Origin of the sequence: Streptomyces sp. NPDC101234, assembly GCF_044767525.1 — a bacterium.
Lineage (GTDB): Bacteria > Actinomycetota > Actinomycetes > Streptomycetales > Streptomycetaceae > Streptomyces > Streptomyces sasae.
The window spans coordinates 1-13,324 of sequence record NZ_JBIWOA010000059.1 but is presented as its reverse complement, the minus strand read 5'-3'; the positions used below and the strand labels follow the sequence as shown (position 1 = coordinate 13,324).

At 69.2% G+C, this 13,324-nt stretch carries 13 protein-coding genes and 1 tRNA gene; 9 read left to right on the top strand and 5 right to left on the bottom strand.

All coding sequences use genetic code 11. The features are described 5' to 3' along the window. Positions 1-66: 66 nt before the first annotated feature. Positions 67-960 (bottom strand): MurR/RpiR family transcriptional regulator, encoded by an 894-nt coding sequence (locus ACIRR9_RS51945; protein WP_403767813.1) that lies wholly within the window; start codon positions 958-960, stop codon positions 67-69. Between the two features lie 118 nt (positions 961-1,078). Here ACIRR9_RS51945 and ACIRR9_RS51940 point away from each other — a divergent pair, with 118 nt between their 5' ends. Beyond that, positions 1,079-1,843 carry a sugar isomerase domain-containing protein gene (locus ACIRR9_RS51940; RefSeq protein ID WP_403767810.1) on the top strand — a complete coding sequence of 255 codons (765 nt, stop codon included), beginning with the start codon at positions 1,079-1,081 and terminating at the stop codon, positions 1,841-1,843. 77 nt (positions 1,844-1,920) lie between these two features. Here ACIRR9_RS51940 and ACIRR9_RS51935 read toward each other — a convergent pair whose 3' ends face one another. Further along, a complete protein-coding gene (locus ACIRR9_RS51935) occupies positions 1,921-5,007 on the bottom strand; it encodes a beta-N-acetylglucosaminidase domain-containing protein (RefSeq protein ID WP_403767807.1) in 3,087 nt (1,028 codons plus the stop codon). Between the two features lie 170 nt (positions 5,008-5,177). Here ACIRR9_RS51935 and ACIRR9_RS51930 point away from each other — a divergent pair, with 170 nt between their 5' ends. Genes ACIRR9_RS51930 through ACIRR9_RS51920 form a run of 3 tightly spaced genes read left to right on the top strand, consistent with a single transcriptional unit; the run spans position 5,178 to position 5,997 of the window. Then, positions 5,178-5,360: a hypothetical protein gene (locus ACIRR9_RS51930; protein WP_403767804.1), complete on the top strand. Its 183-nt coding sequence runs from the start codon at positions 5,178-5,180 to the stop codon at positions 5,358-5,360. Between the two features lie 20 nt (positions 5,361-5,380). Continuing rightward, positions 5,381-5,620 (top strand): hypothetical protein, encoded by a 240-nt coding sequence (locus tag ACIRR9_RS51925; protein ID WP_365350362.1) that lies wholly within the window; start codon positions 5,381-5,383, stop codon positions 5,618-5,620. Continuing rightward, positions 5,620-5,997: a fic family toxin-antitoxin system, toxin component gene (locus ACIRR9_RS51920; RefSeq protein WP_403767801.1), complete on the top strand. Its 378-nt coding sequence runs from the start codon at positions 5,620-5,622 to the stop codon at positions 5,995-5,997. Before ACIRR9_RS51925 ends, ACIRR9_RS51920 begins: the two co-directional genes overlap by 1 nt. Before the next feature lie 197 nt (positions 5,998-6,194). On the opposite strand, the gene ACIRR9_RS51915 is transcribed toward ACIRR9_RS51920, so the two are convergent. Continuing rightward, a tRNA-Met gene (locus ACIRR9_RS51915) sits at positions 6,195-6,269 on the bottom strand. A 128-nt stretch (positions 6,270-6,397) separates the two neighbouring features. Here ACIRR9_RS51915 and ACIRR9_RS51910 point away from each other — a divergent pair. Together ACIRR9_RS51910 and ACIRR9_RS51905 are read left to right on the top strand one after the other, a co-directional pair. After that, a complete protein-coding gene (locus ACIRR9_RS51910; protein ID WP_403767799.1) occupies positions 6,398-6,922 on the top strand; it encodes a hypothetical protein in 525 nt (174 codons plus the stop codon). Positions 6,923-7,767: 845 nt separating this feature from the next. Next, positions 7,768-8,799: a polyprenyl synthetase family protein gene (locus ACIRR9_RS51905; protein WP_403767796.1), complete on the top strand. Its 1,032-nt coding sequence runs from the start codon at positions 7,768-7,770 to the stop codon at positions 8,797-8,799. Positions 8,800-9,299: 500 nt separating this feature from the next. Here ACIRR9_RS51905 and ACIRR9_RS51900 read toward each other — a convergent pair whose 3' ends face one another. Then, the gene (locus ACIRR9_RS51900; protein ID WP_403767794.1) at positions 9,300-9,665 is read right to left on the bottom strand and encodes a hypothetical protein; all 366 of its coding nucleotides are present in this window, start codon (positions 9,663-9,665) and stop codon (positions 9,300-9,302) included. 189 nt (positions 9,666-9,854) lie between these two features. Here ACIRR9_RS51900 and ACIRR9_RS51895 point away from each other — a divergent pair, with 189 nt between their 5' ends. Both ACIRR9_RS51895 and ACIRR9_RS51890 read left to right on the top strand, forming a co-directional pair. Beyond that, complete coding sequence (locus tag ACIRR9_RS51895; protein ID WP_403767791.1) at positions 9,855-10,535, top strand: hypothetical protein; 681 nt, start codon at positions 9,855-9,857, stop codon at positions 10,533-10,535. Positions 10,536-10,741: 206 nt separating this feature from the next. Further along, complete coding sequence (locus tag ACIRR9_RS51890) at positions 10,742-11,773, top strand: hypothetical protein (protein ID WP_403767788.1); 1,032 nt, start codon at positions 10,742-10,744, stop codon at positions 11,771-11,773. 240 nt (positions 11,774-12,013) lie between these two features. Here the strand turns inward: ACIRR9_RS51890 and ACIRR9_RS51885 are convergent, their stop codons facing one another. Then, a complete protein-coding gene (locus ACIRR9_RS51885) occupies positions 12,014-12,544 on the bottom strand; it encodes a hypothetical protein (protein ID WP_403767785.1) in 531 nt (176 codons plus the stop codon). 298 nt (positions 12,545-12,842) lie between these two features. On the opposite strand from ACIRR9_RS51885, the gene ACIRR9_RS51880 reads away from it, so the two are divergent. Then, the gene (locus tag ACIRR9_RS51880) at positions 12,843-13,100 is read left to right on the top strand and encodes a hypothetical protein (protein ID WP_403767783.1); all 258 of its coding nucleotides are present in this window, start codon (positions 12,843-12,845) and stop codon (positions 13,098-13,100) included. Positions 13,101-13,324: the final 224 nt, after the last annotated feature.

Below are 13,324 nucleotides of genomic sequence, written 5' to 3'. Positions count from 1 at the left end.
TCAAACAACCACCTTCGAGCATCTCGGGTGGTTCATCCATGCATACCTAGCCTTGATCGCCTGCGGTCACCGACCCCGGCGGCTCTTGCGCGCGTGCTGCGGGGTGATGTGGTCGGTCAGCGCCAGGGAGGCGCTGGAGCGCTGGTAGGTGAGCTGCGCGACCCGCACGTAGAGGCAGTCGATGAGGACCAGCACGGAGTGTCTGCCGCCGATGCTGCCGGTGCGCCCGGGGAATCCGGTCTCCGTGGGGGAGGCCGAGATGAGCCGGATGTCGGCGGCGCGGGCCAGCGGCGAGCGCGGGTCCGAGGTGATCGCCACGGTGGTCGCGCCGCGCTCCCTGGCCAGTTCCAGCGGCTCGATGGTCTCCCGGGTGGCTCCCGAGTGCGAGATGCCGATGGCCAGGTCGGCCGGGGTGAGCAGGGCGGCGGAGGTGGCGGCGCCGTGCACCTCGGACCAGCCGCGCACCGAGCAGCCGATCCGGAACAGCCGGATCTCGGTCTCCTGGGCCACCGCGCCGCTGCCGCCGACGCCGTACACGTCGATCCGGCGGGCCCGGGCCATCGCCTGGGCGGCGCGCTCCATGGCGTCCAGGTCGATCCGGTCGATGGTCTGCTGCACCGCGCGCAGGTCGGCGGTACCGACGACCTGCACGACCCGCTCCAGGTCGTCGTCCGGGGAGATGTCCGGGCCGATCTCCGCGCTGCCCCAGTCGGAGACCTCGCTGCGCCCGCGCTCCTGGGCCAGCTCGATCAGCAGGTGCTGGTAGGAGTCGAGTCCGATGGCCCGGCAGAACCGTGTCACCGTGGCCTGGGACGTACCGGTACGGCGGCCCAACTCGGCGGCCGAGCAGTGGGTGGCGGCGACCGGATCCTCCAGGATCAGCTCGCCGACCTTCCGTAGGGAGCCGGCCAGCCGGGGCAGCTCGGTGCGGATCAGTGTGGTGACGTCCGTCGCAGGCATGCAGAGAAGGTACCAGTCACCCTTCTGTGCCTTGAATGAATACCAGTACCGTCGTACGGTTGGTTGATTCACTTGCTGATGGTTACATGGTGATTCAATCCATCAGAAGGAGCAAAGCGTGTCCGTCGACCCAGTCAGCGCCCAGGGCTTCGCCGAGCAGAGCCTGGCCGTCCTCCGTCACGTCACCGAGTCCGCGCGGGACGATGTGCGCCGCGCCGCTGGGCTGATCGTCGACTGCGTCCGCGGCGACGGTGTGGTCCAGGCGTTCGGTACCGGGCACTCCCAGGCGATGGTTCTCGAAGTCGCGGGCCGCGCAGGGGGATTGGTGCCGACGAACCGACTCCAGATGGCCGACCTCGTCCTCTTCGGCGGTGACGATCCCAGCGTGCTGGACGATCCGCTGCTGGAGCGTGAGCCGGGCATCGCCGTGCGGCTCTACGACCTGGCCGCGCCGCGTGCCGAGGATCTCTTCGTGATCATCTCCAACTCCGGGGTGAACAGTGTCATCGTGGAGATGGCACTCCATGTGAAGGAGCAGGGACACAAGATCCTGGCGATCACGTCACTCACTCACACCCGCGCTGTTCCCGCGGGGCATGTGAGCGGGAAGAAGCTGATTGACCTGGCCGACGTGGTGTTGGACAACGCGGCGCCTGCGGGGGACGCGTTGCTCGCGCTGCCGGGGGGCGGTGCGGTGTCCGCACTGTCCACGTTGACCGGGGTGGCGCTGGTGCAGATGGCGGTCGCCGAGGCTTCGGGGTTGTTGCTCGCCGCGGGGGAGGCGCCGCCGGTCTACGTGTCGGCGAACGTGCCCGGCGGCTTCGAGCGGAATCTGGAACTGGAGAAGAAGTACGCGGGGCGGATCCGGCGTACCGCCAGTTAGGGGTCGCGCGGGGAAGCTGCGGGCCGGTGACGGCTGGACGCGCAGCTCCCCGCGCCCCTGGGCGGGTCACCCGGTCGTCACTCCACGGGCACCGGAGTCAGCGCAACGGCCAGTGGATATGCGCCTGTCCTCAGCGGTGAACCTGCGGTGCCGGTCGCCGTGTCGACCGGCACCAGTCCGTTTCCGTCTGCCGTGGTGACGTAGGCCGTGGTGCCGTTCCAGTCCAGGGCCACGTCGAAGGCCGACGCACCTACCGTGATCCTGGTTCCGGGGACGCCGGTCACCGTGTCCACCGGCGTGACGTAGTCACCGTTGCTCGGACTGACCCAGAGCGTGCGGCCGTCCGGGGAGAGGGCGAGGCCGTAGGCCTGGCCGGAGACCAGGATGGTCGGTTCGGTCTCGTTCGTCGCGGTGTCGATCGGGGTGACCGTCGAGCCGCCGGAGTCCGAGACGTACACCGTTCTGCCGTCGGGCGCGGCGACCACGTTGAAGGGGCTCGGGCCCACCGGGATCGCCGTGCCCGCTCTCTGCGTTGTCAGGTCGACGGGGGTGACCGTGTTGTCGTGGATGTTCGCCACGTAGAGGGTCCGGCCGTCGGGGGTGACCGTCATGTTCTCCGGGCCGGAACCGACGGGTATCGGCACGCCCGTCCTCAGGGTGCCCGTGTCGATCGGCTGCACCGCGCCGTCGGCGTAGTCGGCCACCCACAGCGTCTTGCCGTCCGGGGTGAGCGCCAGGCCGGCGGGGACCTTGCCCACGGCGACCGTGGCGTCGACCATGCCCTTCGCCACGTCGATCACGCTGACCGTGTCGGAGCCCTGGTCGGCCGCGTACGCGGTCCGCCCGTCGGCGCTCACCACGACCTCGCCGGGGTTGTTCCCGACCGCGATGTCCGTCCTGGTCCCGGTGGCGAGATCGATCGAACTCACCGACGCACCGCTGAAGTCGGCGGTCAGGGCACGGAAGTGCCCGGAGCCGTCGGCGACCTGTACGGGGAGCGCGCGGGAGAGGACGCCGGTGCCTTCGGCGACCACCGCGTGCACGCCCTCCGTGCCGCCGGTCAGGGTGACGGTCGCCGAAGCCCCGCCCCCGGCCGGGACGGTCACGGTCCCTTCGGCAGGAGACGCGGTGACGCCGTCGGGCACGTCGAGCCTCCAGCCGACGGTCTTCTCCTCGGTGGACCGTTTGTCGGAGAGTTCGAGAGTCACGGTCCGCGAGGCACCGGGCTCCAGCGACAGCGACGACGGGGAGAAGGAGACGTCGACTCCCGGGTCGGGCGCGGTCTCCAGCATCGTCGTGTAGAGGAACTGGTCCATCACGCCCGGCGAGACCTGTTGCGGGACTGCGTCCAACTCCTTGCGCTCGGCCCGCAGTCGGGTCCAGTACTTCGACACCGCGTCCGTGTCCCCCGCCTTGTTCGCCAACAGCAGTTCCACGGCCGTCCTGCCCGCGCTGCCGTAGCCGCCGAGCTTGTCCAGCCAGGCAGACGTCTCGTCGAGGAACTCCGGGTTGTCCAGGCGGGCTCGCAACTGGGCGGGTGTGGCGGCCATGTCGGCGAAGTACCCCCTGAGCCTGGCCGCGGCCCGGCCGAGACCACGGTCCTCCTCGTACGCCTTGCGGAAGTTGGCGATCAGCCTGGTGAGCGTCGGGGACTCGGTCGCACCGAGCCGGGAGGAGAAGTTGTTCTCGGCGAAGATCTGGAGCCAGTTGGCGGCCTGCGGCCCGCCGAGGTCGCGGACGGAGGCGAGGAAGGCCCGGCGCGGGTCGTAGGCGGACGGGTTCCACAGGTAGTCGGCCGAGGTGAACAGGGCCAGCCTGCTCGCCTCGCCCTGGACCATCGGGTTGGCCGTCACGCCGGTCGCCTCCGTCGCGACACCTGTCTCCCTGCCCGTGTAGGGCCCGAGCAGGAGCCGACTGGTCACGTAGTCGTTGACCGGGTAGTTGTCCCAGATCAGGATCGGGTGGCCGTAGACCTCGCGGGCCTGCTTCACCTGGTCGGTGGTGATGGTGGGCGCGATGACGCCGACGCCGGTCCACTCCACGACCACCGACGGGTCGAGCTGTTCCCGCAGGGCCCTCTTGTACGGGGAGTCCGCGAGGTCGGAGTACTCGGTGGGGACCGTCTCCAGAGGCTGCAGCCCGGCATGGTCGGCGGAGAACGCCTTCCAGACGGTGTTCAGCAGATGCGCCTGCGCGGCACCGGCCGCACTGCCGCCCGTCCCGAACTCCCGCTCGTCCTCGGCACAGTTCCACCTCGTGTAGCTGATGTCGTCCAACGGGATCGCGAAGGAGCGCACGCCGATCGCGTAGAGCGAGTCGAATTTCGCGGTCAGTGCCTTGACGTCGGCGTCGGAGGAGTAGCAGACCGACAGACCGGGGGAGAGCGCGTAGGTGAAGCGGACGTGGTTCGTGTCGGCCCGTTCGACCAGTTCCTTCAACTGGCCCAGTGCGGTCGGCGGGTACTCGTCCCTCCAGCGGGCACGCAGGTAGTCGTCGTCCTTGGGGGAGTAGACGTACACGTTCTGCTTCGTGCGGCCGTAGAAGTCGAGCTGGTGGAGTCGCTCGGTGTGCGTCCAGGGGGTGCCGTAGAAGCCCTCGACGACTCCGCGCAGGGCGGCGCTGGGCCAGTCCCGGACGGTGGTGACCGGCAACGCGTGTCTGCCGTCGAGGAGTTGGCGCAGGGTCTGGGCCGCGTAGAAGGTGCCGGTGGTGTCGACACCGGAGAGGGCGAGGACGGCCCGGCCCTGGCTGCGGCCGGAGGCGAGGACGTAGCCGCCGGAGGCGAGGCCGGCGGGGGAGTCGGCCCGGAGCCGTTTCAGCGCCCCGGCGGTGGCGCTGTTCTCGCCGGGACCGCCGACGTAGACGGTCAGAGCCGTGGCGGGCAGGCGGTCACCGGCGTCGACCATGGTGATCCGCTCGGCGCCGGCGGCCTTGAGTGCCGTCTCGACGACCTTCCGGGCCGACGGGTCGGTGCCGGGGCCGACGACCTCGACGAGCTGGTCGGGGACGGGGAGCGTGCCCTGTCCTGTGTGCGTGCTCTGCGGGGTCGGCCACACCTGGGGAGCGGGCTGACGCGTCTCGGCCGCGGCGGGTACCGCCGGAGCCGCGAGTCCGACGGCCAGCAACAGGGCGGCCGTACATCTGAGGATGATGGATGAAGCCACCTGGATAGGTTAGGTATGTTGAATGATTCATTCAAGAAGGGCTTGGCGTTGCAATGGTGGTTGCTGTGACGGAGTTCCGCGCCCGGTTCCGCCGGGAGGTGCGGTTCTCGGCCCGGGTTCAGGGCCCGTGCCTGCTGCCACTCCTGGGAGCTGAGCCCGACGCTCCCTGGTTGGCGATCCCCGACGCGCCCGGGCCGCTTCTGGCCCAGCACCTGGCTGCCCACGGCCCGCTCGCGGGCGGCACGTTGTATGCCTGCGCCACCGGCACCGCCCAGGCCCTCGCGGCGATTCGTGCGGCCGGGGTGGTGCATCGTGACATGAAGCCGCTCCAGGATGCCCCCTCCTGGTGGTAACAGCTGTTACCATCGAGTGTATGGCGAAGACACAGCTGGGCGCGCGCGTCGACCGCGAGATCAAGCAACTGGCGGAAGCCCGGGCCAGGGACCGTGGCCTGAGCCTCGGCGACTACATTGCTGTCCTGGTGCAGGAAGACACGGAAGGGTTGCGGCAGCGGGGCCTGACCGCTGCGGAGCGATTCCTCGCCGAGCACCAGGATGTCTTCGACGAAGCCGAAGACATCGACCACCACACCCCCGGAGCGCACGCCGCGTAATGGACCTGTACATCGACGTTCCCTGGATCCTGCAGGTCGCGGAGATCGCGGGAGCCGGGGATCCCGCCCCCGAGGACTATGGAGTGCCGGTGGCCGCGGTCGCCGCTCACCGGGCCGAACTGCTGGACCAGCCCGTCTACGCCGGCCCCTACGCCCGGGCCGCTGCCCTGGTGCACATCCTCGGCCGCTGCCGATGGCTGGAGCGCTCCAACATGGCGGTGGCGGCGGCGACGGGCGTCATGTACCTGGAGGCCTCAGGGATACCGGTCAAGCCCGCCCGGGAGGACGCCGTCGCCCTACGGGACCTGCTACGGGATCCCGCCTGTACGGCTGCGAGGATCGCCACCCAACTGCGCGGATGGCCGCAGGCCACCTGACCCCCGGCGGAGCCGGCGAGGCCGCACCTGGTGCGCCCGCTCGCCGGGCACGTGTCGTACGGGCACGGCCTCCTCGCAGGTCTTCTCGCCGACCAGTGAGGACGGGCGTCGGAGGCGAATGTGGCGGTGCGCGCCCCGGCAACCGCTACTGAACGGCTCCGGCCCCTCCGCAGGAACGCGGAGGGGCCGGATGGTTGTAGCGGGGGCGGGATTTGAACCACGCGACCTCTGGGTTATGAGCCCAGCGAGCTACCGAGCTGCTCCACCCCGCGTCGGTGTCTTTACCGTACGGCATCCGCGCGGCGCCGACAGGGATTTATGCCGTCGGGCTGTCCCTCGGGTTTGCCGCTGTGCGGCACCGGTGGGCCGTGGCATGCCGTGGGTGGGCATACTCGTGGGCATGAGAGCCCCGGTCCGTACCCGGCCGTTCGCGGCGTTGACGCTGCTGATCATGTGCGCGGGATCGGCCGGGGGCTATGCCGGGCTCCGGTTGGGCGGTTGGCTGGGTGCGGGCGCCGGGATGCTCGCGAGCGTGACCGTGGTGTGTCTGGGCGCGAGAATCACGATCTCTCTGTGCCGTCTGCAGACGCAGGACTTCCTGAAGCAGCTCGTGGGCGACGGCAAGGCAGAGGCATCAGCGGATGCTGTCCTGCGGGGGATCATGCTGTACGAGGCAGCGGTCTTCCCGCTGAGCGCCGGCGGGGTCAGTGCCGCGGAGCGAGAGTCACGGCGTACCGTCGCGTACCAGTGCGCCGCGTTCGACGACCTGCCGTTTTCCGTGCGTCTGGCGGCGGCCCAGACGCTGGAAGTCGTCGAACAGGGCCAGGACCGGGAGCAGGTGCGGGCCGCGGTCTGGGCGCTGGCCGAAGTGGTCCGCGAGTGCCGCGCCGGTCACCTCAACGTCCGTGACGAGCAGGCTTCCTGACCTCCCGGAGGACGAGACGGGGCCGTCGGCGAGCTGGGCGAGAACGACCCCGCGGCCCGGTCCCGCCTGATTGCCCCGACTGCTGCTGGAACGAACGCACGACGCACTGGTGCTTTCGGTGAAAGGCAGTGGGGCGCTGCTCCAGCTACACCGTACCGTCGGACCATGACCGTCTTACCGACACCGTCTTCAGGCGCGCGCCGGCTGCTCAAGGCGACGATCCGGTCGGCACGCGCCGACGGCCCCCGGTGGGATCAACAGCGAGCTCTGCTGCGCTCCGTAGCCTCGTACGACTCCGGCACCCAGGCCTGGAGCACCTGGATCGATGCGCTCGGCCTTGCGACCGTGGAGACGCTGCAGACTCTGTTCGATGCGGCACGCATTTCGGGATCGAGATCAATGTCGGGCCCGTGCCGGTCCCGGACCGGTGGACGGGCCCGGCCTTCACGGGCGACGCCGAGATCGCCGCTTTCCGTGCCGCCAAGTCGGGGAACTCCGCGACGCCCTGCTGCGCTGCGCCGGCTCGGTGGGCACCGGCTGGGGCGACCGGGAACGCCGCCAGCTCGCCGACCTGCTCCACGCCGCCGCCTGGCCGACCTCCCAACCAGAGACGGCCGCTGCGCACCGCCACTTCACGCCATTGCCCCGGCGGGGCATGCGCTGTTCGCCCGGTGCTGCTGCCGCGACCCTGCACGCCGCCACGGTGCAGGTAGCGATGACTCCTCGACCGGGTGGCTCGCCTTTGACCAACACTCCACCACTCACGGGGCCGGACTGAGCAACCGCCCGCTGGCGGGAGGCGCGCCCGAATCGTAGCGGCTCCCGAGAGAACGGAGTTGCTTGTCATGCCTGGCGCCCAGTCCGGACTCGGCCGTAGTGCCGAGGAGATCTTTGTCGACACCGCGCGGATCACCGATCCGGCGCTCGCGCGCGTGATCGATTGCCTGCCGTCACCGCTGCGGGAAAGCGTGTCCTACCACTACGGATGGGCGGGCAAGGACAGCGGGCCGCTTATCGGTGTCCGCGGCGGAACCGGGCGCAAGGCTATCGCCTTCACGCTGCTGTGCGCGGGTGTCGACGGCGGGCCGGTCGAACGCGGTCTCCCCGCCGTCGTCGCCGGAAACCTCCTCATGAACGTGGCGACGCTCCACGACGACATCATCGACCTGGAAGCCCAGCGCCGCGGCCGGCCCACCGTGTTGGCGGCCTACCCCACCGGGCAGGCCGTCATGGCCGGTGACGCCCTGCTGGCCTTGGCCTTCTCCCACCTGGGCGAGCACCCCCACCCCAGGACCCAGCAGACGCTGCAGATCATGCGCGAGGGCTGGCTCCAGCTCTGCGCGGGCCAGGTCCGCGACGAGGAACATGAGGGGAACTGCGAGACAGACCTCGACCAGGCCATTGCGGTGCAGGCGGCCAAGTCCGCCGAGGGCATGCGCGCACTGTGCTGCCTGCCCGCTTTGCTGACCGACGCCTCCACCGCGCAGGTCGAGGCCGTCGGCCGGTTCGGATGGCACCTGGGTATGGCGGGGCAGTACCACAACGATCTGTCGGACCTGTGGCCGACGGATCCGCTGGCCCGCTCCCGCTACGGAGACGTCCGCCGCCGCAAGATCACCCCCTCCGTCGTCGCGTGCCTGGAGTCGGGCCATCCCGACAGCGTGCGCCTGGCCGAGTTCTACCGCGGGGAAGGCGAGCCCTCCGAAGAGCAGCTGGCCGCTGTCGCGGACTTGATCGACCGGTGCGGCGGCCGTGCCTGGACCCGCGAACAGACCCACGAGCACATGCGCTTGGCCCTCCGCAGCCTCCAGGAAGCCGACCCGCCGCCGGCCGTCTACCGCGACGCGGCCACCCTCGCCGACATCTACCTGGTGTGAGGTGCGAAAGCCCGAAGGCCCCCGCCCGTCGGCCGCCCCAGTTCGAGTGGTGGTCGGCGGGCGGGTGGCGCCGCTCATCGCGCGGGCTGACGGCACGCCTCTTGAGCCACCTGGTGGTGAATTCCGTTGAAACCACCCCCCCACCACGCACCGCGGGATCCCGTTGACGCCCGGAGCGTGGCCCGTTCTCGGCCACGTCACCGCACACTGGCTGTCGGCCTGCCGAAGAACCGGCGAGATCATCCCGGTCAGCCTCGGCTCCCGCCGCGTACCTCCGGTGAAGACGGGCAAGACCGCCAAGAACACGAAGGAGTAGCTGGAACAGCTGAGCAAGAGCGAACTGTATGGGCAGGTGGCCAAGCGGGACGTCGCCAGCCGGTCCAAGATGAACCGTGATCAGCTCATCCATGCCCTCAAGGCCGCCTCCTGAACGATGAAGCCCAACGGTGCGTGATGCTCAGGGCTGAACTCTGCGGAGTTGAGTTCCGGAAGGAAGGAGCTCAGGTCCCGACGGCGGCCGAGCCCGTCTGCGGAAGTCTGCGCTCCAGTACTGGGCGGTCCTCGTCGATCACGCTCTCGGGGAGGTCGTAGCCGTGCTCGGCGGACTCGATGTCGGTGAAGCGCTGGGCGGTCTCCTCGGCCGTGGCCGGACGCGCGAGCGGGCCGAGCCCGCCGTGCCTCACCGCCGGGACGACCTTGGCGAACCGGCCGCCGGTGGCCGAGTGGAAGCCGCGCGTGGCCATGTTCTGCTCGCTCGCCAGGTAGACCACGAGGGGCGTGACATAGGAGGGGTCATGGGCGGGCGCCAGGATGTCCGCGCCCGGGTGGACCTCTCCGACCATCTCCTCGTACCACTCCTGGCTCATCTCCTTCTTCAACCGGGTTCCGGCGGTGGGGAGGACCGCGTTGACGAGGATGCCGTGCTTGCGGCCTTGCCAGGCAGGGCAGTTGGTGAGGCCCAGCAGGGTTGGAACCCGGTCACGCGTGTGGGGACCGAGGGGCTCACGGCGTCTCTGACGGGGCGGGATGTCAGTGGCATCGGATTGGATGATCCTGTGACTGTCTATGACGTGGCCCGCCAGCTCCCCGCCGTCGCCGACCTGCGGGACCTGTGCCGTTCACTGGCGATGCTTGATGCGATCCTGAGCCCGGACTGGGAAAGCCGGTACTACTCCTTCAACACCGGTTGGGCCGATGGAGAGGAGATGGCCTCGATGCGCAACGGGTCGGGAGACGAGTACTCGATCGTGTTCTCGGCGGCCGGGGGCTATGCGCGCGGCTTCGACCACGAATCGCCGATGAGCCCCTTCGCCAACGATGGCGAGCCCTGGCCAGGTGTGATCGACGAAGTCCCCGAGCTCTTCAGAGCCTTCGTCGAGGAGCCGGCGTTCACCGATCAGGAGGGGGTGCCCGTCGTGACGGCCTGCTTGTGGCGGGGACCGACGGACGAGCGGTGGCACCACGGGACAATCGAGTTTCCCGAGAGGGCTGTCGATCCTGATGGGGCGACAAGCCTGTTCGGTCTCCTGGTCGACCGATCTCCGGAAGCGTTCCAGCGCTTCGCCGAGGACTACTACGAGGTCTCCCTCGACCTGGGGGCGGTGAGCCAGGTATATGCCTTGCGGCCACTGGACCAGGAACTCGTATCGTTGCTGAACCCTGAGGTCAGCTTGGCGGACCTGGCCCAAGACATCTCCGAGATCGGCTATCCGCAGCTGGAGCAGGAGTCGGCCTGAGCGCCGTCGGCGGTTGCAAGAAGCGTGGCCAGATGGTTCCGGCATGTGTGTCCCGCAGGGGCAAAACTGCCAGGTCACCACATCGCGGCGGTTCCAGCTATCGTGTCCCGGCTCAGTGAGCGGCTGGATCATCCGGCGAGTGGCTTCCGGTGGGCCGCCGGAGTCGTCATGACCAAGTTCTGGGGTTCAACGGTGGGGGTGCGGGTGTGACGGACTGGCGGACCGATCCGACGTTCGCGATGTGCAGGGAAGTGGCGGACGGAGCGGACCTGGCCTTGTTCTCGGGCGGCCCGTTCGACGTGCGGGCGGTGGTGGCCGGCATCCTGCCCGAACCCCGGCAGGGCTTGGACCTCGATGCCGTCCCGTGGGGCAACTTCCCCCATGGGTACGACGCCCGAAAGGCCGTTCACCTCCTGCGCGCTGACGGCGAACCGGGCGTGGATGCGACCGGTGTGCTGTGGGGCCTGTGCGCCAATGACAGCCGGGCCGCTGCCGCCCTCGCCGTGCCGTTCCTCATCCCCCTGGCCCTCGACGCCCACCACCCACACCGCGCCGCCGCCCTTGCCGTACTCTCCGGCCCCGCCCGTGCCCGGCACCACGGCGTCGCCTCCCGCGAGGAACTCCTCCTCCATCGTAACGATCCCCGCCGCGACGCCCCCGACACCCACGACGACTACGGCTACGAGGTGACCGGCTACCCGGCCGGCTGGTCGGTGGCCGCCGCCCGAGCCACGATCACCACAGACACCTCCGCACTCCTGCCCCTTCTCGCAGACTCCGACCCCACCGTCCGCGTCGACGCCGCCTATGTCCTGGCGACCGCCGCCGACCCCGACCACATCATCCGGACCGCCTTGGCCAACGGATTCGCCGCCGAAGGAGACGCCATGGTCCGCGCCGCCCTGCTCCTGGCCACCGCCGAGATCACCCGGGCCCACCCGCACCCGCCGACCGTCACATGGCTGCGCGAACGGTGGCACGACCGGACGGAGACCCCCGAAGCCCGCCTGGCGGCGGCGGTCGGCTGGCTCTGCCTCACCGACCGATCCGCACCCGAGGAGCTCCGCCGGACCGTCGACGCCCTCGCCGACGACGAGCGCGCACACGCCATGGAGGCCCTGCCGTGGATGAACGCCGCCTCCGGCACCAACGAACCAGGACTCCTGCGCTGCAGACGCTGCATGCTCCACCCAGAAGAACCCGACCCGGAAGCGGTCATCTGGGACTCCCTGTTCTGAACAACCGGGCTGTGGTCGGGGCTGGGCGATCGGCTCCTGGATGAGATCACCGGACCGGAGACTTGCTGTGCCCACGTGGTGATTCGGGTCCACTCGGGTTCGGACCGGCCGCTCGCGATGATCGAGCCGTCGCGGCTGATCTGAGCGGGCTCGGCATGCCCATAGTGCTGGATGCCAGCGAAATACCAGGGGTGCCGGCAGAGCTGTTTCCTGTGCCGCGAGCTCAACCGCCTTGCTCTCCTACAACTGGTCCCCCTTGCCGGCTGGTTTCGGAGGATGTGGCCCACCACCGTCCTTGATGTCCTCATCGCAGGTTCGTGGGTTGTAGGACTGGTCATTGGGGATCAACAGCACTCCGGCAACTTGCGCAGGGTGCTCGACAGCCAACCAGTCGTCGCCCGTGAGGGCACCGTTCGGCTGGGGCCATGCCTCGGACGAATAGATCGTCTGACACCCCAACGCCAGGCGCTTCCTATCGACCGCGCAGGCGTCCACTGCAGGGCCGGAGTATTCGTTGGCGCCGTCGAAGCGGTAGTTGAAGTGGACCTGGTCACCTTCGGAGGGTTCCTGCGGGTGAGGCTCCAGGCGCCAGTCAACGACCTCGGCGGTGACGCCGGGACGCTGCCCATACGTGTTTTCGACCTGCACCCTCACACCGGCCTTACCGCGCTTCGCTGTCGTGTCGGTGCAGCCCCAGGAGGAAGAGCAGCCGGACATGGCGAGAGCCAACAGCGCCAACGGGGCGCCGGCAATTACCCGTGCAGGGAACACGAAGATGACCTCCGGTCGGGGCGGAGCGGAGCAGTGTATCCCGGGGCCGCCTGGCATCTGCGGGCGACGGCGGCGAGCGCTTGCGACGGTGAAGCCGAAGCTCAGAAGAGCCAGTGAACCGGGCACTCTAGATAGGCTCCAAGGTCTCCAACTTCACTGCGGTATCAGTCACTTGGCGTCTCTCGCGTGATCGTCGGATCCGCCGTCAGATTTTCCTCCCCTACGCGAGAGGCGGGCAGAGGTTGTGAGCCGCGCTGTTGCCTGGTTGAGGGTCGGGCTTGCACCGGAGGCCTGCCGGATGTCGACTCCGGCGCTACAGGCGATGGCGGGCTTCGTCGGTGATGTGCTGGTCGAGGCAGCCGACCATGTCATGGAACCAGATGATGTTGCGGGCGCCGTAGGAGTCGGGGCCGGTCTGCAGGCTTGCCGACGCACATCACTCGCCGTAACAGCTCCCCAAGATCTGTGCCAGAACCCGATTCTCGTGAACATCCGCAGCACTCAAGATCGCCTACTGCTGTCCAAACCGCTGCTCAAGCGCTGCTACTTCACGTGAACGCAGCCAAAAGGGCGATGTGTGACGGGTATTGTTCCGGACCCTGCGTACCCAAGTCCTGATCCGCCCCTCAGCCTTGTCCGGCTGCAGCCGCGAGGAGACATCTACCCAGGGCTTCATGTCGAACTCTCCATCCCTTGATCTTCGCAGGGAATCCCGGCCTTCAGGCCGGGCGGGAATGCGGTCCTCGGCCCGGAGGCGCGCAGCGCCGGAGATCTCTGCGT